Here is a 21,905-nt window from a genome sequence, read left to right on the forward strand (position 1 = left end):
GACGGGACCAGGGTCCCATCCTACGCGTCTATTTGGGGCATGTATCAATCCATTGGCGGTTCGCGAGCAGCTAGCAGCCAATAGCGATCAGCTTCTTTATCGTCATCTTCGGGGCGGGCCCTACAACAGACTTCGTTTTCGCGTCATAATCGCTCGCCTTCCCGACCCATTCCTCGGCAATGGCACCCTCCAGCGATGTTTCACGACAAAATCGGCGATCTTGGCATTACTTTCGACGACGTTCTCCTGCTGCCTGCCTACAGCGAGGTGGTGCCCAGCGAAGTCGACGTCAGCAGCCAGTTGACGCAGCGGATTCGGTTGCAAATCCCGCTCATTTCGTCACCGATGGACACCGTGACAGAAGCGGAAATGGCGATCGCGCTCGCCAAGGAAGGGGGCATGGGCATCGTGCACAAGAATCTCTCCGTGCGGCAGCAGACCGAAGAAGTCCTCAAGGTCAAACGGTCAGCCAACGGGATCATTATCGACCCTGTGACGCTCGGCCCCGACGAGCAGGTCGGCAAAGCCGCCGAAATGATGGATCGTGCCAACGTCTCGGGCATCCCCATCGTGACGGGCGATCGAACCCTTGTCGGGATCCTGACGCGACGTGACTTGCGCTTTCTTGAGGATCCGAATCTGCCCGTATCTGACGTCATGACTAAAAATAATTTAGTAACGGCTGTAGGGAATGTGAGTCTTGCGCAAGCTGAGAAGATTTTAACGGAAAAAAGGGTGGAGAAACTTCTCCTGATTGACGAAGAAAGAAAACTGACGGGGTTAATTACGATTCGCGACATCGACATGATGAAGCGGTTCCCGCGGGCCTGCAAAGATCCACAGGGCCGACTGCGTGTCGGAGCTGCGATCGGCGTCGGCGACTTTGATCGAGCCGAAAAACTCATCAATCAAGGCGTTGACCTGCTCGTGGTCGATTCGGCTCACGGGCACAGCAAAAACGTGATCGACACCGTCAGAGAGATTAAAACGAACAAAGGATGGGACATCGATGTCGTCGCCGGAAACGTCGCGACGGCTCAGGGAGCAGCGGATTTGATCGCTGCCGGAGCCGACGCAGTGAAGGTGGGCATCGGACCTGGATCGATTTGCACCACCCGGGTGATCAGCGGTATCGGAGTACCGCAGGTAACGGCCATCCTCAGTGCCGTGCAAGTCGCTCACGAACGAAACATTCCTGTCATCGCTGACGGCGGCATTCGCTTCAGCGGCGACATCACCAAAGCACTCGCCGCAGGGGCGAGCACGGTCATGATCGGCAGCCTATTTGCCGGTCTCGCCGAAAGCCCCGGCAAAATGATTCTCTACCAAGGTCGAACGTTCAAAGCGTACCGCGGGATGGGATCGATGGGGGCGATGGTGAAGGGCAGCAGTGACCGGTATCGCCAAAAAGGCACCGAAGCGGGCAAACTCGTCCCCGAAGGTGTCGAAGGACGCGTGCCGTTCAAAGGGCCGCTGTCGGATTACGCCTACCAATTGGTCGGCGGACTCCGCGCCGGCATGGGATACATCGGTACACGGACGATCGAAGAACTACGTCGAGACGCGAAATTCATTCGCGTTTCGGCAGCCACGGTGAGGGAGAACCACCCACATGACATTGCCATCACGCAAGAAGCGCCGAATTACAGCCCGGACGTTCATTCAGGCGATTCCGTGTAGCCCCCTCACGGCCGCCGCGCTAATCGGCGCGGCGTCCATCTCGCCGGTCGCCGCCCAATCCACGGGCTGGCACGGCAATCCCGGCCTCCGACCGGTGCCCCAGGTTCGCTCTTCTTCCATGATGGCGAACTCCTCAAACTCATCCAGTAGCGCGGCCGCTACCCAGCGTCCCGGGTGGAACCTGAAGTGGCGGACGAGTCCTCAGATGGCCGCCGAGCAGGCCCGTCAAATCAGCGATGAAGCTTTCGCACAGACGCCGCCGCAACCGACTGCCGCTTCGCCAGTGGACAACGGCACCTATCGCCCGCGGATCATCGTATCAGGAGCCGACGCGTCTACTGCAGCAGTGACGCGAGCGAGCGAGACCAACCGCTTGCGTCCGGAGACTACATCTGAGCTTCGACAGGTGGCCTGGACGAATCCACAGTCGGATTCTCCTAGTGGCGGCTTTGCGTTGCCTGATAATCAATTCCGTGGACCTGAAACGACACCGCCCAGCGCCACGACTCCCGGTCAGTCGGGGCCTGCGCTCCAAGCCCCCAGTCGGGCGGCCACCGCAGAACTACCTCCGCCGGCGCCCTCGATGACCGTGCCGACCGCCCCTGCCCAGCCACCGAGCTCGGGAAGCCCACAAGGCAAGGCGGCCAACGATAATCTGGAAAGCCTTTTTGGATTCGGTCCGACCACCAACCAAAAACCCACCGGCCCGAGCACTCCACCAGCTCAAGCGGGGACTGATGGTTCGTCGATCCGTGATATGCTCGGCAGCGATCCCGCCCAACCCTCATTGGTCGAGCCCGCTTCGCCCCAAACACCGAATTTGCAAGTGCTACCGCCGGGCATCCCGGAGGAAGAATCCACAGACTCGCCGTCTGATCTGAAGTCCTTTGCTCCCAATCCCTTTGAAAACCGTGATGTCGGTCGTAGCTCGCGGGGCGACCTCGAATCGGAGCGGGACCGTCGTGATCGTGAGGGTTTCGACGGCGGTCGCCTCCCCGAGCTTTTTGATCCTGAGGAAAACGGTCCTGCCAACAGTGGCACGGGATTATCCTGCGATGAGTTCCGTGAACGAATTCGCAGCGCCACAATCGATAAGGTATCACTTGACCCGAGCCCGCCGTTTCGTCCCGACGTGATCGACTTGAAAGAGTTCGAGAAGCTCAAAGATCGTTTCAATGAGAATCAGAAGGTTCGCACATGGCGCAGCATTGACGGCCGGCCGATGGGTACGGGACGACTTGATGATCTCGCATATGAAAACGCGATCATTCGCACTGAGTTTGGTAGCAAGGAAGAGTTGCCGCTGAATCAGCTCAGCGAAGCTGATCTCGCGTACATCTCGCAGAACTGGGGGCTACCCACCGAATGCTTGATCGAGCAAGTTGCCTATACATCGCGGCAATGGACACCAACGACCATGACCTATGCGGCGTCCAATCTGTGTCACAAACCACTGTATTTTGAAGAAGTTAACCTTGAGCGATACGGTCATACCGCTGGACCACTGGCTCAACCGATTATCTCGTCGGCTCACTTCTTCCTGAACATCGCCGTGCTACCTTACAAGATGGGTGTCCACTCCCCACATGAATGCCAATACGCGCTGGGCTACTATCGCCCTGGCAACTGTGCCCCCTGGATTATCCCACCCGTGCCATTGAGCGTGAAAGGTGCGTGGTACCAAGCCACCGCCATCACCGGGACAGCACTGTTGGTTCCGTAGAGTTGAGTCCTGAACTGTCTGGCCCTGGCCTGGCGACGCCTGCTCCCTCCGTCCTCTTGGCAAAGTCCATGGGATAGCTGACAACATCGTCGTACTTGCGTGGATGCCAACACCACGCTGGATCGAACGCGAACGAGACGCGGAGCAATGGAATTAATTTGGGACGATGGCGGACGCGCCGATAGCGGGTACGTAGGGCTGGCCGGTGACTGCGTCACCCGTGCAATTGCGATCGCCACCGGCACCAGCTACCGCGACGTTTACGGGGCTCTTGGTGCGATCGCAGACATGACCCCGCGAAATGGGTTAGCGACCAGCGTCGCCGCTCAGCACCTCCACACGCTGGGATGGGAGCGTCATGAGGGCGATGGCATGAGTCTGGCCTCCGCAGTGCTGCCCACAGGCGCGGTAATTGTGCATTTGGCCGCGCCCAAGCACCGCCGTGCGGGGCACTTTTGCAGTGTCATCGATCACGTGATTTATGACACTTGGAACCCCAGTGATGACGACAATTTTGTTGTCGCAGCCTATTGGACACGTCCGGTGGTTGCCGGCGAATCAACGATGCCCATCGCCTCACGGCGGTCCAAGCAAAGCGCCCAACAGACACTCACGCAGAGAGAATTCGACAAGGTTCTGCATCGCCTGCGATCCCTCGACAGCACCGCGACGAACGCCGCCAGTACCGAAGGGGAAAAACGCAATGCGCTGCGGATGATGCAGAACCTGCTGCTACGTCACAACCTCTCGCGTGACGATATCGTCGAGGACGATAATGTTGACAACATGCGGTTCACCAACATGGCGTGCCCAGTCAATGGTCGCCGCGCGTGCGGTTGGGAAAAGTGTTTAGCTGCCTACGTTGTTGATGAGATTTTCCCACTGACGAGTTGGTATTTTGGTACCCGTGGCCCCCGAACATTGTTTTGGTTTTATGGCCCCCTCGACGATGTCAACAATTGCATCGCCCTCTTTCGTGAGTTGTTGCTGACCATTACGGCGTCGGCCCAGTTACAATACGGTGGCTACGCACGCGGGAGTGGTGCCTCGTATGCCGAAGGCTACGTTCGTGGCTTACCTCGCTACCATTCAGCTGATGATGCTGAGATACAGATCAGCGAAAGCACCTTGATTCATGCACGCACATTAGCGGTCCAGCAGGCGGCCCGCGACTGGCTGAAACTCGAATGCGATGTATCGATCGTTCGCAAAGGCGGTAGCGGTCGCAGTCAGCACGACCCAGACGCTGCCCATCGCGGCAAACAACATGGATCCAAACATGACCTCCGGGGGGCCAGTGGACGCAAACGCCTCGGTCATTCCTCCACGCCTTCCTAATACGCTGCCACAATGGATTACCGTGAGCCAAGCAGCCAGCAGTAAGCTGTTTGACCAGACCAAAACATCAGCGTGGGATCTGGGATGGCATCCCTCTGCCCACCTCGCTATCTCCGAAAAGCAAGCCATGGACGAAATTGTTTACTACGATCGCTACTTGCAAAAAACGTGCGTGGAGAAAGTCTACGGTGACCAGGCCTTGCGCTGGACCTACGGTACGTTGCTCGGGCGAGTGTCCCTCAATACGCTTGTCAAACGAACCGTATTCTCGCATTGGTACGGGTGGAAGATGGATCGGCCGAGCACCCGCCAAAAAATCGTTCCGTTCGTTCGCGACTACGAGCTCGACGCAAACGAGTTTGTCCGTGACGTCGATGACTTTGCCAACTTCAATGAGTTCTTTTATCGTGAGCTGAAACCCGCGGCCCGCCCGGTCGATACCCGTCCGAATTCGATTGTCTTCCCTGCGGATGGTCGTCATCTCTGCGTCCCCGACCTCTCTCGCAGTGAGGGATTATTCATCAAAGGGGAGATGTTCGATTTAGCAACGCTGGTCGATAATCCTGCACTCGCCGAGGAGTACGCCGAGGGCAGCCTGTTGCTATCTCGGCTATGCCCCGTCGACTATCATCGCTTTCACTTTCCTGTGGCAGGCGTGCCCGGGCCTACCCGCCTGATCAACGGCCCGTTGTATTCGGTTAACCCGATTGCGCTCCGGCAAAACATTCAGATTCTGGCGACAAACAAGCGGTGCATGACCGAGGTTCAGACGCCTACCATTGGGAAAGTCCTGGTGATGGAAATCGGCGCCACCTGCGTTGGTAGTATTCGCCAAACCTACCGTGAGGGTGCTCCGGTCGCCAAGGGAAGCGAAAAGGGCTATTTCCGCTTCGGAGGATCATCAACCATCGTGATTTTTCCTCCAGGTCGAGTTCAATTCGATTCCGATTTAATCGAGAATTCGCGCCAACATCGTGAACTCTATGCCCGGGTTGGGGATCATCTGGGGGTTACTATTCACGAGGATGGATCGGCCAGCTAGCGACCGACCGCGACCGAGGTTGGCCGATCGTTTTAATCGGCTGCGGTGGGGCCAGTTCCGTACCGCGTGGCATGAGTGCGCCGCGACTCGTAAGCTACCGAGCCGGCAGTGCTGCCCGGTGCCTGAGGGCACGCGGTTCACATTCGAGCGTCATCGATGTCGACGGGATTAACCGGACGTCGACCACTTGGGCATTGGGCATCGCCGCGAGTGGGCTTAGCGTTGATGCTGATTGCGGTGTTGACCGAATGCCATTTGGCCAGGCGGGTAGACCGGCGCCGTTCCATAGGCCCGTTGGTGAAACATCGCCAATGACCGTAGGGCGTGTGCGCGGTAGCCCACGCCCGCGTCATCCATGTCGACGCGTCGCATTGCGGCAGTGAGAAATCGCACAGCCGAGACCACCCGATCGTTGACAACCTCTTCATCGGGCAGGTGGGTCAGCAAGAACTCGAGGATGTGTCCCGTTGTTTGAACTTTGCGTGACAGGTCACCATTATCTTCCGGGGACTCAAACCAGTTTGTACTGAACGAGCCATCGCGATTTTGTAGCGTATAGGAATACTGCACGAAATCGTCGAGGAATTTCTCTGCGCGTTTCCACTGACCTTCGATCGGTTCGCTCTCAAGTCGTCGCTTTCGCAACGCGTGGGCGAAGCCCATGAGGCGGTGAGTTCCCCCGCAGGCAGCACCGACGATAGGTTGATCCAGTTCCGCAGCGATCAATCGTTCAAAATCCCACTGCTCGCCCCCAACCCCTTCCCAGGTGGAATTGGTATCCAGATAGTGAGCCAGTCCGATCAAGGTGAAGGTGAGTTCCTTGCCATCTTCGCAAGCAGCAGCCTCGACCTGCACAAGGTCCTCAATTGTGAAACGCTTGTTGTCCGCGTAGAGCGGATAGTTAGCCGGGACACTTGCCAAGGACAGCGTGGCGAGCCACTGGGCCTGGTGACCTTGTAGCCCGGTGCCTTCGCGAATTTTGATGTTGCCCCGCTCGGTCGTCATCAGACGGTTGCCACGGCATACATTGTTGCCCGCCATCCACGCGATCGCGCTGTAATTTCGGCGGCGGGCGATGATCCGCGTATCGGTACCGTACACCATGATGGCGTGCATCATGCCCCAATTGCTTCGCGCGTCCGCTTGTTCGGTTCGCGCGTGAAAGCTGCGGAGAGTTTGCAGAATCGGTTGTTGTAGTCGAGCGATGGCAGGACTGAGCTCGGCAACGGCGCCGCTGCCGGCGTGCGTTTTCTCGCGGCCCGTCGCGTCGCGTCGGATGGTCTGGCCCATCGACGGTTTGGGTGAGGTCTTTTGGGGAACGTACAGACCTTTGATGGATCGATCCTGCTGACCTTGGATGTCGCGTAGGTCAGCCGTGTCCTCGGCAGCACGCAGTGTCTCGACGGTATCGATCACCAGCGGCTGAATGTCGATTGTCGACAGGTTCGCCGCGGAATCCTCTGGTGCTTTCATTTCGCGAACGGCTGCGCCGTCCCAGTCATCCACATCCAGCGGTCCCTCGGCGACGCCTTCGTTGTTGCCGTCATGAGCGTCTGTTTTCTTAGCCGCCGTGGGCTTCGAGATTTTCGGATCGGGATGATCGGGGAGCTCATCGAGTGTGGGCAACTGCTCCGATGGAGTCGTCCATGCAGGACGCTTTTCTTGCGTCGGCGTCGCTTGCACAGGGGCGCGTTTCGGCAGCCCACTGCCGACAGTCGCTTGACGCGAGGTGATGACATCGTCTTCGACGGGAGCTGTGATCGGGCCTTGCACGGCTTTTTTGACGGCACTCGGTGGCGTGATTTTGGGAGGCGGGGCCAACTCCGGCAGCGGATCACGCAGCGGCTGAGGCTGTGTCGCCGTGCCCCGTGGTCGCCACGCGTCTTGCGATGGATCGGCCTTGCCAACGTCTGCTTTCGCGGCATTCGCAGCGACGCCTGCTTGCTCGGGTTCGATCCAGGCGGGATATCCGCGCCGGCTCGCCGTCAGCATGCTCTCTTGTCCAGCGTTTTGCAGGCTGGGAAGATTGTTTTTCGTGACCTCAGTCGTTGTGTCAGGATTGGCGGCTCCTGCCGCGTGCTCACCGGCAGCTCGCCGAGTGGGTTGCGCCGCGACATGTTGAGTCGGCGGTTGAAGCGTGGATCCGCGGGGCTGCCAGCTTAACTGCGGTTTCCCTAATTTCGCGGTTTCCTGAGTTACCAGCATCGGCGGTGGCACTGGTTTGGCAGCCGCTGCTGCAGCAGGTTCTTCACGCGGTACGCCAGACGTGGGCGACGCAGTACTTTTGTCGCTTGACAGGAGAGGGGCGGGCGGCAGCAGTTGAATCGAGGTGCCGACGGGTTCACTGTATTCCCCGGGCAGCAATCCCAACACGGATTGCACCGTTGGTGTGGGCCGGAACGTCGGCACTTTGATCTGCACCTCATCGATTTCATTCGATTCAATGGCAGAGGAGACTTCGTCAGTGGCGTATGTCTGCCCAGCCCCCAGCAGCGTTGGTGACGCACAACCCATCAAAATCCACAGCGCCAATCTTCGGCGGCGAGGACTACAGACATCTGTTGGGTGGGATGGGTACAGTACTGGCACAACGACTTCTCCGAGGACGACGGGTTCTAACCGTACCTATCGGATCGCTGCGCTGATAAGTTCACCCGAATGTGCACTCCCCTGGTGCATCTTTTGTTCACTCTCCAGGAGGATGTTGGGGGATGATCAGCTTTGCCTGATCCAATGACAACGCTTCAGCCGATACTCATCAGTAGCTTGCGTCGCATCAGTGGAGACCTGTCAGAGCTCTCAAGCTGCGCGAGTTTCCAAACGGAAGCTACGCCAAAAACCCAATGTTTTCTGAGCGTGTAATCATGCTGTGAAACTCACTGGCGGGAAGAAAATTGGCAGGTTCGGGTTCATCTTGCGACCGATCTGCTCGTTTGAGTAGCTTCCCGTCTGGTAATCTTCGCCGCCTGCGCGAAGCAAATTTGCACGTTCCGCATGGATGCTTGCCGTGTCGCCTCAACCCCAACCATCCCGTGGAGCTGGTCTTACCGCTCCCGACACATTTCCACCATCGCAGGGTTGCTCGGTTTCGCTGTCGCAGGTTGAGCAGGTCCGGTTTGTTCGCGATACGATGATGTCCGAATCTCGGGCGATCAGTGAGGCGGTCGCATTTGCCTCCTCGGCATGCACTGAGGCCGCCCAACGAGTCGCGGAGTGTGCCGGTTCCGTCGTCTTAACGGGCGTAGGCAAGGCGGGGTGGATCGCCCAGAAGGTCGTCGCGACGATGGCCAGCACGGGTTCTCCATCGCACTTTTTACATCCCAGCGAAGCTGTGCACGGTGATTTGGGACGCGTTCAAGCGGCCGACTGGGTAATTGCATTTTCGAATTCTGGACGCAGCGAAGAGGTGGTTCGAGCCTGCGAGTATCTCAAGTCTCAAGCCGCTGGCGTGATTGCAATCACGGCGGATGAGGCCAATCCATTAGCTGAACTGGCGGACATTGTGGTGCCGATGGGGCGCCACCGCGAAGCCTGTCCCCATAACTTGGCACCCACCACGACGACGGCCGTGATGTTGGCGATTGGTGATTCAATCGCGCTGCTGGCCTCGCGGTTGCGAGGATTTGGGCCCGCCGATTTCGCCAAGTACCATCCCGGCGGTGCACTCGGCCGCAAGCTCTGCTGCGTCGACGATGTCATGCGTGGCTTACACGAATGTCGGGTGTCGCCTGATCATCTGCCGGTGCGCGATGCGATTGCGGGAAAAACCCCCGAGCGACGTAGCGGCGCGGTCCTGTTGGTGGATGCTGACCAGCACCTGACTGGGATTTTCACCGATAGCGATCTCGTCAAACTACTCCAGCGTCGACAGGAAAATAGCCTCGATCGGGCCATCAACGAAGTCATGATTCGAACGCCAGTTGTCATTCGCAGCGGTAGACCGCTTGCCGAAGCAGTTGCGATTCTATCTGAGCGACACATCAGCGAGCTGCCTGTCGTCTGCCAGGATGGGCGCCCGCTGGGGATGATTGATATCACGGATCTGATTGCCGCTGGCGATGTGACGACGACCGAGGTGGCGTCCCCAATCCTGCCCCTGCACCCGACCAACCATGAGACGCCCGCAACGTGACCTCCGTCATCCCCACATCCCACCGGCTGCGCAGCGACGCTGAGATTGCCGCTGAAATCACCTGTATTTTGTCAGACGTCGATGGCGTCATGACAGACGGTAGGATCACGTATCTAACCGATGAGCAGGGTACCTGCCGTGAATCGAAATCATTTCACGCCCGCGACGGGCTCGGAATTAAATTGTGGATGCGGAGCGGATTTCACTTTGGCATCATCACGGCGCGTTCCAGTGAGATGGTGGCCCACCGCGCTGCCGAGTTGGGCATTGAACATGTCGGCCAGGGTGCGAACGACAAATGGGTCGCTGCCGCTACGATGTTGCAAACGATGGGAGTTGAGCCGCAGAACGTCTGCTATATCGGCGATGATTTGCCCGATATGAAGGTGATGCAGCGTGTCGGTCTGGCCGCTGCTCCGGACGACGCCGTGACCGATGTCCGTGAGGCAGCCCACTGGACACTCCGGGCCCGCGGCGGCGAAGGAGCTGTGCGTGAGCTGATCGAACGTCTGCTTCGCGGTGGCGACCGATGGCGCGAACACTTGACGAAAGAGGAGTGATGGCGAGTCCCTTTCGCGACTATCTCATCGGCCTCAGCGTGATCGCTGTCGCTGCAGGTGGCTATCACTTTACCGCAGCGAAGTGGCTCGAACCGCCTGTGGTCGAGTATGCACCCATCGCTCGGCGCCCGCTGAGTGATAATGATGAATCGTTGGCTGATCTCTATCCCGCCGATGCCTGGCAGCGCGGGCGCGCTATCCGTCTGAAAACACAAGACGGCATGCTCCTGTTTCAAAACTGGGAACAGAATAAAGACGAACGCGATGGCGGCAAAAAATGGCGGTTGTGGCCAATCACCATGGTTATCGGTCGTGGTTTATCTGCCGATGAATCGAGCGAACCCATCCTGATCGAAGCCGCTGAGGGAGCCGTGATTGAATTCAGCGCTGCACTCGATGTCATGAGCGGAGTGGCGCCCACGATTCAGCGCGGTCAGCTGCTCGGCGAAGTCCACATCCAACGTGTCAGGGCGACCGACACCGCGGCACACAATCCATCGCAATCGATCGACCCGACCGCGGAGACACTCCGTAGCGAGGACGCGTCCGCCTACCGTCTGCGCCGCTCGACCGAGACCACCGAAGACGATCAAACACTCGATATCCGCACCGCGAATGTCGGCATTGATCGACGTAAAATTTGGACCACCGAAGCGATTGAAATGCAGGTGGGCCGCGCCGTCATGGTCGGTCGTGACTTAACCCTGCATTTGGCCGCCTCTCAGGGTAGTCCAACATCCAAATCGAGTCTCGCCCGCTCACTCGATCGCATGGAACTGATCTACTTGCGCGAACTCACCCTGCCACTGGGCAGTTCCAGTACTCCGGGCTCTACCGGCGAGGAAACAGACCGAGGCGTCGTGGAAGTTCACTGTGACGGGCGGATTGAGTATGACTTCGCCATGGACCAGCTCTTGCTCGATCGCAATGTCCGGCTGGTCCATCGGACACAAGACGCTCAGCCACCTCACTCCGCCTACCGCGCTGGCGTCGAGCATCCGCTCGCCAACGGATCGACAACTTTGGGCGACAATGCGACGGGATCTGATCAATTGGGCTTCGATCAGTTTCAGTGCAATACACTTCGCTTGACCCTGCGAGATCCACTCAACTCCAGCCGGGAACGGGTCACGGCGTTGGACTGGATCGACCGCATGGAAGCCACGGGCACCCCGTTGCGGATTTCAATGGGGTCACAACAATTTGACCTGACAGCGGGCGAGATTCTCTTTGATCCGCTGCAGGGCTGGTTGGTGGCGAGATCTCGACCCAACCCCGCCTTGGCCATGGGGCAACGCGGCGCTGCGTCGCCCGCAACGAACAATGACTCGGTGGTGCGAATTCGCCGTGGCGACCTGCACGCGGCCCTGTCCCAAATTGTGTACCGCTTCGATCCGAAAGTGCCTCAGCAACTCGGTTCGGTCGAGGTCGAAGGTGCTGGGAAAGTGGACTATGTGGCGCTCGATTCCGTTTTCAAATCATTCTCGTGGCGTGATAGCTTGCGCGTGGCACCGCTGGATGTTGCGACTGCCGACGATCTGAACGTGCGTTTTGGGGTGTGGTGCGAGGGCGCGATTCGCAGCCTACTGGCCGATGGCGGTTCATTCGAAACCGATCGCATCGAAGGTGTGATCAAACCTACCACTCCGACCAGCACGCCGATTTCGCAATCCGCGAAAGGATCGCAGGGCAGTTCGGCGAACCTTGATCAAAGTTGGTTCCCAGATCGCTTTGCGGCGATTGGAAATGTTCGTATTCGCTCGCGTTCGCTGCACGCCAGCACACCGCAAATGAATTTGTTCTTTGAACAGCGCGCTGTACCGCCGACGCCTGCCGGCGAAACGCCTGAGGTATCGTCCATCCGCAATTGGGTCAGCCAACCCGCCGCGTCTGCCGATGGCACCGTGGGCAATGTTGCTCAATCAAAAACAAAATCCACTCCCGATCGAGAGTCCCCGCCGGCGACCATTCGCGGTGATCAGGTTACCGCCAAACTCACCTTTGGGGATGGACAGTTGACGGCCACCGATTTGAGTGTCGTGGGGAACGTCGAAGTCACGCATTCCTTGCAACTGCGGCAGAAGGGATCGACGGACTCGACTGCGGGACGGTCTCGCACGCCCGTCGCCGAGACGATGACGGCGGTAATGACCGGCGACCAACTGCGATTGCGTGACAGCGGTGGCAGCGGTGATGTGCTGCAATTGGGCAGCCGATCGCAGGTCCCCGCGAGACTGGAATTGGGCGATGGCTATTTTGTTGGCCCCGAGATTCAAGTACGCCCCCATGACAACTACATCTGGATTCCATCAGCGGGTGAATTTGTTGTTCCCAGTGCATTCCTGCCTGCACTCGGCGATGGCTTGGCTGCGGGCGCCACGAATGCCCAGGATGCGGTAGTCGATCCGGCCTCGGATACCCGGTGGACGCAAAGCCCACGTGGAAGATTCGGCGGCTCGATGACATTCGACGGCCGTGTCGCGACGCTCAATGGTGGCGTGCTGCTGCAGGCTGCGATCGCGCAAGGCAGAGAGCCGAGTGAACTGAAGATGTTGGGCGATGAGCTGACGTTCACGCTCGAAACACCTGTTAACTTGCGATCTCCAGGAACGTTTCGAGCGACACAATTGTCGCAGGTCTCGCTGCGGCAAACATCTGATCAGCCTGTTGAGCTGCATGTTGACCGCTATGCCGACGACGGAGTTCGGGATTCCAGACACGAGATGGTGGTGTCGGTGCTGACCTGGCTACCTGGCCAAGCTGTTGCGGAAGAAACATCCAGTCCAGCCGCTGCGTCGCCACTCCAAGGTCAAATCGTTGCACCGGGGGCCGGGTCCTATCGAGGCTGGTTTCGAACACCGCCTCCCCAGCCTGAACCGGAGGACGTGGCTACCGCCAATCGGACTGGCTATGCCCGGGCAGGTGTTTACGACGAGGGCATGATCGAGGACAACCGGACCGCAGGAAGGCAGTTCGAGCGGGCCGGGGAAACGCCCCTTTCGGCACCGTCCATCACGGGAGTCCATTTGATCTATCAAGACGGTATGCGGGGTGATCTCATTGCTCGATCCCTCACCTTTGATCGTGGTGTACGAATTGGCCGTAAAATCGTCCCCGATTTTAACGCTCGCTTTGACGCCGGCGACATGGACTTGCTCAGCGATGGGGAGTTGACGCTTGATTGTGATCAATTGCGATTGGCGGTCGACCCAACCGTCGTCGTACGACAATCGAGATTCGCCGAAACCGCTCGCAGTTCCCAATCGAACTTGGCATTAGAAGTTCAGGCGGCCGGCGGGATTTTGTTCCGCACCCGTACCGACAAAGGGCTGTCCGAAGCCACCGCGGATCGCTGTGGCTATGCCATTGCCAAGGACCTGGTCACTATCGTTGGCGTGCCTGGACGCCCCGCGAGATTTCGGCACACCGATGTAAATGGTCGTCAGGCAGCCGATCTTGCCTGGAGAGTTTTGAACTTGCGGCTCGATCCATTCGAAGTTCTGCCATCGCAGATCGAAGGCATGAGCACGGGGTACCGCCCTTCGGATTTCCCAACGAAACGCTGAGCAAGTCGTTTGCAAGGCTTTTGCTAGTCCTCCCCGCTTCACCGGGCGGATGAAAGAGCACCACCACGTTCGTACCGGTGTCAGAATATCTCGTAAGCGACCAACGAATAACGCACGATCAGTCCCGCGACCACAACACTGACCATACTCATTAGCTTGATCAAAATATTCAAACTTGGGCCACTGGTGTCTTTAAATGGATCGCCGACGGTATCGCCCACCACGGCGGCTTTGTGAGCGACGCTGCCTTTGCCACCATGATGTCCGGCTTCGACATACTTCTTAGCGTTGTCCCACATCCCGCCGCTGTTGGCCATGAACACGGCCAAACAAAAGCCGCTGGTCAAACAACCCGTCAATAGACCTAGCACGCCGCCCACACCGAGTAATAATCCCACCGCGATCGGCAATAGTAACCCCAGTAGGCTGGGGAGAATCATCTCGCGTTGGGCCGCCTTGGTGCTGATCTCGATCGGCCGCTGGTAATCGGGGGTCACCGAGCCATCGAGAATGCCGGGGTTCTCCTGAAATTGCCGTCGCACTTCGATGACCATACCCTCAGCGGCTCGGCCGACCGAGCGCATGGTCATGGCGCAGAATACAAAGGCGCTCATCGCGCCTAAGAAGATGCCGACCAACACCCGGGGATTCATCAGCGTCGTGTCAAAATAATGTAGGAAATCTTGCAACGATGCATCGGCGACGTTGACTCGCTCGTCGGCGACAATCGAACGCATCACGCTATCGGCGATCGACTGTCGGGCTCCGATCTCCTGCCATGCGGCTTGCTGCTGCGCCGTTCGCTCACCACCAGGTAATATTAAATAGGTTTGCGTGCCATCGAGCGTCTTCTCGATCAACAGGTGCTCATTGATTTTGAAGTTGCCTTCACCCGACACCTCCACGGCGACGTCACGGCCCCACCGGTCAAAGCCGTCACGGACCCCTTCGATGTAAGCGGCCAGTAACGCCAAGGCGGTCAATGCCGCCGAGCCGATCGCAAATCCCTTCCCTGTGGCTGCCGTGGTGTTGCCGAGACTATCCAGCGCGTCGGTGCGCTCGCGAATGATCGGATCCAATCCAGCCATCTCGGCATTGCCGCCGGCGTTGTCAGCGATCGGTCCGTAGGCATCCGTCGCCAAGGTAATGCCCAGAGTGCTCAGCATCCCCACCGCGGCAATCCCGACTCCGTACAGTCCTAGTGAAAAGTGGCTGATGTCGTTGAAGTTACCCCCGTTGGCGAACCCGAATGCTAGCAACATCGCGGCCGAAACGATCACGACAGGCAACCACACGCTCATCATGCCGTCGGCAACACCGCCGATGATGATCGTGGCCGGACCGGTTTCCGCCTGCGCCGCCAAATGCTGCGTGGTGGCATACTCGTCGCTGGTCACCCGCTGCGTCCACCAACCGATTAACCAACCCGCCATCAACCCCACAATCACGCTCACGGCGATGCCAGGGACAATTCCGAACAGCATCGTCCCAGGAATTCGGGGCATCAGCCACATGGTCAGTAACACCGCGCCGATCGAGACCAACAGTGAAGAGCGATTGATGCCGCGAGCGAGTGCCTTGAGCAGTGACTTCTGCGACAGTGATTCGCCCGTCTTGACGGCATAAACGCCTGCGATTGAACAGGCGATCCCCACCGCCGCGATCGCCAAGGGGAGTAACATCGCATGCAATTGCGCCGTGACCGCATCGTCGCCCTCGGCCAACAGCCCATCCTGGCTCATCGCGGCGACACCGAGAGCCGACGCCGCAAGAATCGAACCGGTGTAAGACTCGTACAAGTCCGCTCCCATGCCCGCGACGTCACCCACATTGTCGCCCACGTTATCAGCAATCGTGGCCGGATTACGGGGCGAGTCCTCCGCGAGGCTTTGTTCCACCTTGCCAACGAGGTCTGCACCCACGTCGGCGGCCTTGGTGAAAATGCCCCCGCCGACGCGGGCAAACAATGCCTGGGCACTCGCACCCATTCCAAAGGTGAGCATGGTGATGGAGATTTGACGCAAACTCAATCGGGCCTCTTCGCCCCCGAAAAGCGGTACGAGGTAGTACAGCACCGCAAACCACAGACAGAGGTAGAGCAGCCCCATGCCTACCACCGTCAATCCCATCACGGCGCCACTGCGAAAAGCAATCCGCAAACCGGCATCGAGTGACTCCCCCACTGCCGCAGCGGTACGACTGCTTGCTTGGGTTGCAGTCTTCATCCCAAACCATCCACACAAGCCGCTGAACAGGCCTCCGGTTAAGAATGCAATCGGCGTGAACACCGACAGGACATTGAGCCAGAGTGCGGCAACAGCCAACAGTGCCGTCACGACCACAAATACAATCGCGACAACCTTGTTCTGCTGGTTGAGGTACGCCGCGGCACCGACGCGAACGCTCTCGGCGATCTCCTTCATTGGCTCGGTACCCTCATCGGACAACATCATTTCCCGGTGGAACCGCCAAGCCCAAACCAATGCCAAACCGGACGCGAACGTGGCCAGCAACCAGACTAGAATTGCGCTCATGATGGGGTCTCTTTCGAAAAGGATAGACTGGGATGCACCCGTGGGCGGCTTTGCCCGCATGACTTGGTTTGCCAGCTCTCGTTCATGTCCTCAGCCCCCGCGGGCGTCTCTCGCATCCACTTACCTGGTGCAGGTTTGATTATCGCGGATTTGGCTGCGGTGATCCTACTGATACTACTGATCCGTGATCCGTGATCCGTGATCCGTGAGCCGTGAGCCGTGAGCCGTGAGCCGTGACGCGCAAGCGGCCGGGCCCGGTAGCGATTCCCCATAACGCCAGCCACAAAGATCTCTATCGCGTTCATTAGGCGGAGGAAATCGCTGTAGAATCGCGTCTCGCGAGATACTCCCTATTTCTCGGCTGGGGTGATTTTCCCGTACAAGTGCCCCCCCTTGGCACCATGTTGCCAGGTGCCAGCGTAGCGACCGCTATGAAATAGAACGCGTGCCGAAAAGGTCCCCAGTCCCGGAATTGCCATCGCATCGAGAGTGATGACCGGGGTGGACCCCGCCATTAAAATATCGAGGTCCATCGGGAATTCACCATCGACATCGCCGTAGCGGATTTTGACTTTCAGCCGATAACGGTTCTTTTCGGGCAACGGCTCGCAGGAGGTGATCGTGTACGATTCCGCTTTGGGGGCGACGTCCTCGCGACCGTCGACGGTGAACGCACCGGTGAAGGTGGCGCCTGTTAAATACCGCGACAATCTCGCTTGGCGGTTGCTCGTCGAGCCTCCTTCGTTATCCGGCTCTACGCCCGAGTTTTGCGTCGCGCGGGCGCCCTCGGCCGGTCCGGTGGTTGGTGGTTGAGCCAGGGCGGGGGCGGAGGTCACCAGTCCCCACACGAGGGCGAGCATCACCCCGCCGCACGTTGTGTGGGGCCCATTAATCACAGATCGAGACTTCATGTTCAGTTCTCTGTCAGAGTGGCGAAAAGGTGGCAGTTCATTTCCGTATTATTGCAGACGGCGGGGTCGATAGGTAGGTTTGCGAGCTCTGAGAGCCACATTCCCCTCACCTTCACAACTGACAAACCCTTGAAAACGGAAACCCACGAGCAGGAAACCGCGTCGCTCGCCAAGGATTTGTTCCCCTATCGCTCCGGTGAGCTGCAACTCGGCCCTTACGAATTGCGGTATGTCGACGAGTCGCCCGACGCCACCGATACCGCGGCGCCCACAATCCTATGTGTGCACGGTAATCCGACGTGGAGCTTTTATTATCGTCGCGTGATTGAGCGGTTTGCGCCGCGCTGCCGCGTCGTGGCCATCGATCATTTGGGGTGTGGGCGGAGCGACAAACCGCCAGCGGACAAATTTCCCTATACGATGGCGGCTCACCGAGACAATGTGATCCGTCTGATCGATGAACTCGATCTGACGAACATCGTCCTGCTCGCCCACGACTGGGGTGGCGCCATCGGTTTGTCGGCCGTTCATCAACGGCGGGAACGTCTGGCGGGACTCATTCTGCTCAACACCGCCGCCTTCCCACCACCCTACATGCCGCGCCGTATCGCCGCGTGCCGGTGGCCGATCGTGGGCACACCCGCCGTCCGCGGCTTGAACTTATTTGCACGCGCTGCCACGACAATGACAATGTCGCGCACCAAGCTATCCGCCGACGCTACCCGTGGTCTGCTCGCCCCGTATGATAGTTGGGCCAATCGCGTTGCTATCGATCGATTTGTCCGTGACATCCCGCTGCACCGGAGTCACCCCACATACGCCGTTCTCGAGGATCTCGAAGCGGGCTTGGGTGACTTTTCCAACCTGCCGATCCAATTGATCTGGGGGATGCAGGACTGGTGTTTCCGCCCTGAATGCTTGCGGCGGTTTGAACAAGTTTGGCCGCACGCCCAGGTCAGTGAACTTGCGACGACTGGGCACTATGTCATGGAAGACTCGCCCGATGAGGCGCTTGCGATCATGGAGTCGTTTCTGTCACCGCTGGGCCTGCCTACTCCAACTGGAACATGACTGTGCCTCAACCGGTCGCGCCCGACGATAGCCTCTGGACGATGCTGGCGATTGCGGCACCGCACCGGGCTGCTGCGATTCGCATGGCCTGTGTGCTCGAAGCGACCGCGCCCAAAGTCGGCAATGTGCATCCGGCGGCACATTTTCATGACTTGAACTACAGTCATTTTGTCGCTGCGGCGGACGCTGCTGCCGACGTGCTCAGCGATCTTTGCGGCGCCGTTGACGTGGGTGCGGCCATTGCCTCGGCTGTCGCTGCGTCAGTCATCGCAACGGGCACCAACGTCAACCTGGGGATTGTGTTACTGCTCGCGCCGCTGGTCGCCAGTGAATCAACGCGCGAAGTCACCGCAGACTCATCTATCGAACAGCGGTGGGCGAACTGGCAATCGCGGACGTCACAATTGCTTGACCAGTTGGATCTCCAACAAGGAGCGATGATCGCGTCCGCGATTGCGGACGCCAACGCCGGTGGGTTGTCAGATGAAACGCTCGGACCAGATCATCCGCTCGACGTGACGCGACAACACGACGCATCTTACGACATTTTGGAGGCGATGCGATGTGCGGCATCGCGGGATCGAATCGCGCTGCAATACGCCAACGGCTACCGCGATCTGTTTGATCACGTCGTTCCCACCCTCAATCGCTGGGTCACTCAAACGGGGGACGTGCTCAGCGGGATTGTGTGGGCGCACATCGCCCTGATCGCTGAGGCGGGAGACAGCTTGATCGGCAGAAAGTGCGGTCAGGCCGAGTCAGATCGCGTTGCGGGGTTGGCTCGAGAATGTCTGGCGGCGTACGACCGGCCAGCACAGCGGGGACCGAGTATCCATCGACTCGACACCGCGCTTCGTGCCGACGGCAACCGGCTCAATCCTGGCACGACCGCCGACCTCATCGCCGCCGCTCTCTACGTGCACTTGCGTAGCAACACGAATACTTAGCGGCCGAGCGGAGAACTGTTTTCGCCTCCGGCCGCGCGGAAGTTGCTTGGTGCGGTGCAGGCGCGGAGCGAAAGGCGGCATTCAACAACCGACACAATCCCGTTGACCGCTGCGACCACTCTCGCTTGTCGGCGCTCTTTGGCGATCAAATGTTCTCCTCGGCCAGGATACGGGTTAAAATAGGACAGATCGATCCATCTTCTCTAGCTACGTATCTTCCATGAGTTCCGTCATCGCCCGGTTTTTTCCAGCCACTGCTCTGCTCGTGGCGGTCCTCCTATGCACGGGCCTGCGGGCACAGGAACCATTGACTCAGAGCGTTGTCGAACGCATGATTCAACCGCGAGATCCGGCCGTCGAGCAGACGATTCTTCGCGCCCAACGCAGTCCGGCGGACCTCGGCCAGTCAATCTCGGCGCTGACTCGAATGGGCCAGTTCGAGGGTGTAGAGCAACTCCTCAGCTCGATCGAGGGGCGGAAGTTCAACGAGCAACAGAAGATCGAGGTTGCCGAGCAGATCACAGGTGCGGAAAGATTGCGGATTGTCGACAACGAGAACATTTCACCGCAGTCGGTGGTCGCGCTCGATGGACTTTTTGACCTTCATCGCAAAAACCTGATATCACCCGCCCGACTCGCCCAGGCCGTTGACTTGTTGACTCAGCAGGACGCCGATCAAACTCTACCTGCAATTCGGACACTCTTTTCCGGTGGTGAAGCGTCCACAGCCGCCCTTGTCCATGCGATTGTGACCACCACGGATGCGAGCAAGCGAGACAAATGGCTGCGGGCGATGATTCAGATTGACGAGCAGTCCGGCGTCGAGGCTCTCCGTCGCGTGGCGTTGTATGGAACTGAGGCTGCCCGCACCGGTGCCCTCACCGCGTTGATCCGATTGTCGCCTGGGGCTAACATCGCGACCAGCCCGTCCATGACGGAGATCCTGACGGCTCTGTACCGTCGCAGTGGCACCGCCAACGATCCGTCGGCGGACAACGCGGCTTCGCTCGCCGCGAGCGTCTTTAAAAACAGCGGTCGTCGTCCGTCGAGAGCAGCGGTGATTGAACTTCTCCGTGCCCAGCTCGCCCAGGATACACGGCTGGCGAATCTCAGTGCGCGAGGTTTTGGACGAGCTGAGGTGTGGGTGATGAATCCAGAACTCGACGGAGTAAAGGCACAACGCATGCCGGATTGGATGTTGAGGTTTCGTGATGCTGCCGATGCCGCCGCTCGGCTGGTGGCGATCGGTGACGATGATGTCCGCAGTGTCACCGCCCAGCTCAGCGCGATGATCGCGTACACGGTGGTCGCCGATCCGGACTGGGGGAGCACCGATCAGGTCGCCGCCTTCCGCCGCGATTCGCTCTCGCCCGCCTTGGCGACTATGGATGACATGTCCGCAGCAGAGTTCATCTTGGACGCCCTGAGTATCGCCAGCGAGTCCGACAACGATCCTGCCATGTTGGGATGGTTGCGATTGATTTCGCCCCAAGCAGACATTTCGTCGATGTCCTGGCTGGTCTCCAGTGGTACGGATGTCTCGCCACTGGTGATGGCGGTTGATAACGCCAGTCCACAAATTCGTTACGAGGCGGCTGCGGCAATCGCTCGACTGGCCCCGTCGCAGCCGTACGCGGGCAGCAACCGCGTGCTCGACCGCTGGGAACAGATGAGCCTTCTGACGAGCCGCGCAACGGCGATTGTGCTTGAGAATCGCCCAGAAGTTGTCGCTGAGTTGGAGTTGCTGATCAACCAGGCGGGGCTGGCCGCTCAGTTCGTTTCGAGTGTCGCGGGACTGCAGGCTGTCGCCGCCGAGGGCGAAGACATGCGGTTGATTCTCAGTAAACGGCAGCCGACAGATGCGTCGGCAATTGAGATGATCGACGTCGTGCGCCGCATTCGAGTCGCCCGTGATGTGCCCATTGTCATTTATTCCGATCCGCCACCGCAGGTCGTCACGCTGGCGGAACCCGAGGAGGACTTGTCCGGCCTCAACGAAGCCGAACTGCAGGCACATGCCGATGCCGAGGCGATCAAACGAGACCGCTTTGGCGTGCTCGGTGGTCTGGATAACGTCAAAGGGGTTGTGCACCGCGACTTGCTTTACGGAGACTTGGATGTCGATCACACCGCTGGCGAGCCACTCGATTTGAGCTGGGCGGGCGAACGCCGCTGGGGCGACGAATCGCTCCGCGCTGGATTGATCAGCGAACTGGTTCGCCCACGCTCGATCGCCGGTTTGTACGACGTGTTGCGTGACAGTCGCAGCCGCCAGCATCTACCCCCACTCAGCCCGATCGACCGCTCGCGATACCGCCAAATCGCCGAGCAGGCGCTCGCCTTATGAGCAGGATGCCCCGGCCAACTGACCGCACCTTGCTTCGATCGGTCCCACTGTCAC

13 protein-coding genes are annotated in these 21,905 nt (G+C 59.1%); 10 read left to right on the forward strand and 3 right to left on the reverse strand.

Annotated features, from left to right (window positions below; genetic code table 11):
- Positions 1-195 precede the first annotated feature (195 nt).
- The 4 genes from guaB to Poly21_RS18475 all read left to right on the forward strand — a co-directional run bounded on the left by guaB (position 196) and on the right by Poly21_RS18475 (position 5,783).
- The gene (gene guaB / locus Poly21_RS18460; protein WP_146408333.1) at positions 196-1,680 is read left to right on the forward strand and encodes an IMP dehydrogenase; all 1,485 of its coding nucleotides are present in this window, start codon (positions 196-198) and stop codon (positions 1,678-1,680) included.
- The gene (locus tag Poly21_RS18465; protein WP_302119530.1) at positions 1,613-3,403 is read left to right on the forward strand and encodes a hypothetical protein; all 1,791 of its coding nucleotides are present in this window, start codon (positions 1,613-1,615) and stop codon (positions 3,401-3,403) included. The genes guaB and Poly21_RS18465 overlap by 68 nt, the downstream gene beginning before the upstream one ends.
- 147 nt (positions 3,404-3,550) lie before the next feature.
- Entirely contained in the window at positions 3,551-4,741 is a 1,191-nt protein-coding gene (locus tag Poly21_RS18470) for a DUF2786 domain-containing protein (protein WP_146408334.1), read from the forward strand.
- Between the two features lie 127 nt (positions 4,742-4,868).
- On the forward strand, positions 4,869-5,783 hold the full coding sequence (locus Poly21_RS18475; protein WP_146408825.1) for a phosphatidylserine decarboxylase: 915 nt from the start codon (positions 4,869-4,871) through the stop codon (positions 5,781-5,783).
- A 216-nt stretch (positions 5,784-5,999) separates the two neighbouring features.
- On the opposite strand, the gene Poly21_RS18480 is transcribed toward Poly21_RS18475, so the two are convergent.
- Positions 6,000-8,297, reverse strand: a complete 2,298-nt coding sequence (locus Poly21_RS18480; RefSeq protein WP_302119532.1) for an ADP-ribosylation factor-directed GTPase activating protein isoform b — start codon at positions 8,295-8,297, stop codon at positions 6,000-6,002.
- 616 nt (positions 8,298-8,913) lie between these two features.
- Here Poly21_RS18480 and Poly21_RS18485 point away from each other — a divergent pair.
- From Poly21_RS18485 to Poly21_RS18495, 3 genes are read left to right on the forward strand one after another with little or no spacing between them, the layout of a single operon-like run.
- Complete coding sequence (locus tag Poly21_RS18485) at positions 8,914-9,915, forward strand: KpsF/GutQ family sugar-phosphate isomerase (protein WP_302119533.1); 1,002 nt, start codon at positions 8,914-8,916, stop codon at positions 9,913-9,915.
- A complete protein-coding gene (locus Poly21_RS18490; protein WP_436967503.1) occupies positions 9,912-10,475 on the forward strand; it encodes a KdsC family phosphatase in 564 nt (187 codons plus the stop codon). The genes Poly21_RS18485 and Poly21_RS18490 overlap by 4 nt, the downstream gene beginning before the upstream one ends.
- Entirely contained in the window at positions 10,475-14,041 is a 3,567-nt protein-coding gene (locus Poly21_RS18495) for a hypothetical protein (RefSeq protein WP_146408336.1), read from the forward strand. Before Poly21_RS18490 ends, Poly21_RS18495 begins: the two co-directional genes overlap by 1 nt.
- Before the next feature lie 80 nt (positions 14,042-14,121).
- On the opposite strand, the gene Poly21_RS18500 is transcribed toward Poly21_RS18495, so the two are convergent.
- Together Poly21_RS18500 and Poly21_RS27695 are read right to left on the reverse strand one after the other, a co-directional pair.
- Positions 14,122-16,575 (reverse strand): sodium-translocating pyrophosphatase, encoded by a 2,454-nt coding sequence (locus tag Poly21_RS18500; protein ID WP_146408337.1) that lies wholly within the window; start codon positions 16,573-16,575, stop codon positions 14,122-14,124.
- Between the two features lie 350 nt (positions 16,576-16,925).
- Positions 16,926-17,486 carry a hypothetical protein gene (locus Poly21_RS27695; protein WP_302119534.1) on the reverse strand — a complete coding sequence of 187 codons (561 nt, stop codon included), beginning with the start codon at positions 17,484-17,486 and terminating at the stop codon, positions 16,926-16,928.
- 129 nt (positions 17,487-17,615) lie between these two features.
- Between Poly21_RS27695 and Poly21_RS18510 the strand changes: the two genes are divergently transcribed.
- The 3 genes from Poly21_RS18510 to Poly21_RS18520 all read left to right on the forward strand — a co-directional run bounded on the left by Poly21_RS18510 (position 17,616) and on the right by Poly21_RS18520 (position 21,851).
- The gene (locus Poly21_RS18510; protein ID WP_146408338.1) at positions 17,616-18,557 is read left to right on the forward strand and encodes an alpha/beta fold hydrolase; all 942 of its coding nucleotides are present in this window, start codon (positions 17,616-17,618) and stop codon (positions 18,555-18,557) included.
- A gap of 2 nt (positions 18,558-18,559) precedes the next feature.
- The gene (locus tag Poly21_RS18515) at positions 18,560-19,504 is read left to right on the forward strand and encodes a triphosphoribosyl-dephospho-CoA synthase (protein ID WP_302119536.1); all 945 of its coding nucleotides are present in this window, start codon (positions 18,560-18,562) and stop codon (positions 19,502-19,504) included.
- Between the two features lie 220 nt (positions 19,505-19,724).
- Complete coding sequence (locus tag Poly21_RS18520; protein WP_146408339.1) at positions 19,725-21,851, forward strand: hypothetical protein; 2,127 nt, start codon at positions 19,725-19,727, stop codon at positions 21,849-21,851.
- Positions 21,852-21,905 lie beyond the last annotated feature (54 nt).

The sequence above is a fragment of the Allorhodopirellula heiligendammensis genome (assembly GCF_007860105.1).
Taxonomy (GTDB): Bacteria; Planctomycetota; Planctomycetia; order Pirellulales; family Pirellulaceae; genus Rhodopirellula; species Rhodopirellula heiligendammensis.

Excerpts from the sequence above, each read along its gene's own strand:
- guaB (WP_146408333.1), top strand. The coding sequence starts at position 196 with ATGTTTCACGACAAAATCGGCGATCTTGGCATTACTTTCGACGACGTT.
- Poly21_RS18465 (WP_302119530.1), top strand. The coding sequence starts at position 1,613 with ATGACATTGCCATCACGCAAGAAGCGCCGAATTACAGCCCGGACGTTC.
- Poly21_RS18470 (WP_146408334.1), top strand. The coding sequence starts at position 3,551 with ATGGAATTAATTTGGGACGATGGCGGACGCGCCGATAGCGGGTACGTA.
- Poly21_RS18475 (WP_146408825.1), top strand. The coding sequence starts at position 4,869 with ATGGACGAAATTGTTTACTACGATCGCTACTTGCAAAAAACGTGCGTG.
- Poly21_RS18480 (WP_302119532.1), bottom strand. The coding sequence starts at position 8,297 with ATGGGTTGTGCGTCACCAACGCTGCTGGGGGCTGGGCAGACATACGCC.
- Poly21_RS18485 (WP_302119533.1), top strand. The coding sequence starts at position 8,914 with ATGATGTCCGAATCTCGGGCGATCAGTGAGGCGGTCGCATTTGCCTCC.
- Poly21_RS18495 (WP_146408336.1), top strand. The coding sequence starts at position 10,475 with ATGGCGAGTCCCTTTCGCGACTATCTCATCGGCCTCAGCGTGATCGCT.
- Poly21_RS18500 (WP_146408337.1), bottom strand. The coding sequence starts at position 16,575 with ATGAGCGCAATTCTAGTCTGGTTGCTGGCCACGTTCGCGTCCGGTTTG.
- Poly21_RS27695 (WP_302119534.1), bottom strand. The coding sequence starts at position 17,486 with ATGAAGTCTCGATCTGTGATTAATGGGCCCCACACAACGTGCGGCGGG.
- Poly21_RS18520 (WP_146408339.1), top strand. The coding sequence starts at position 19,725 with ATGAGTTCCGTCATCGCCCGGTTTTTTCCAGCCACTGCTCTGCTCGTG.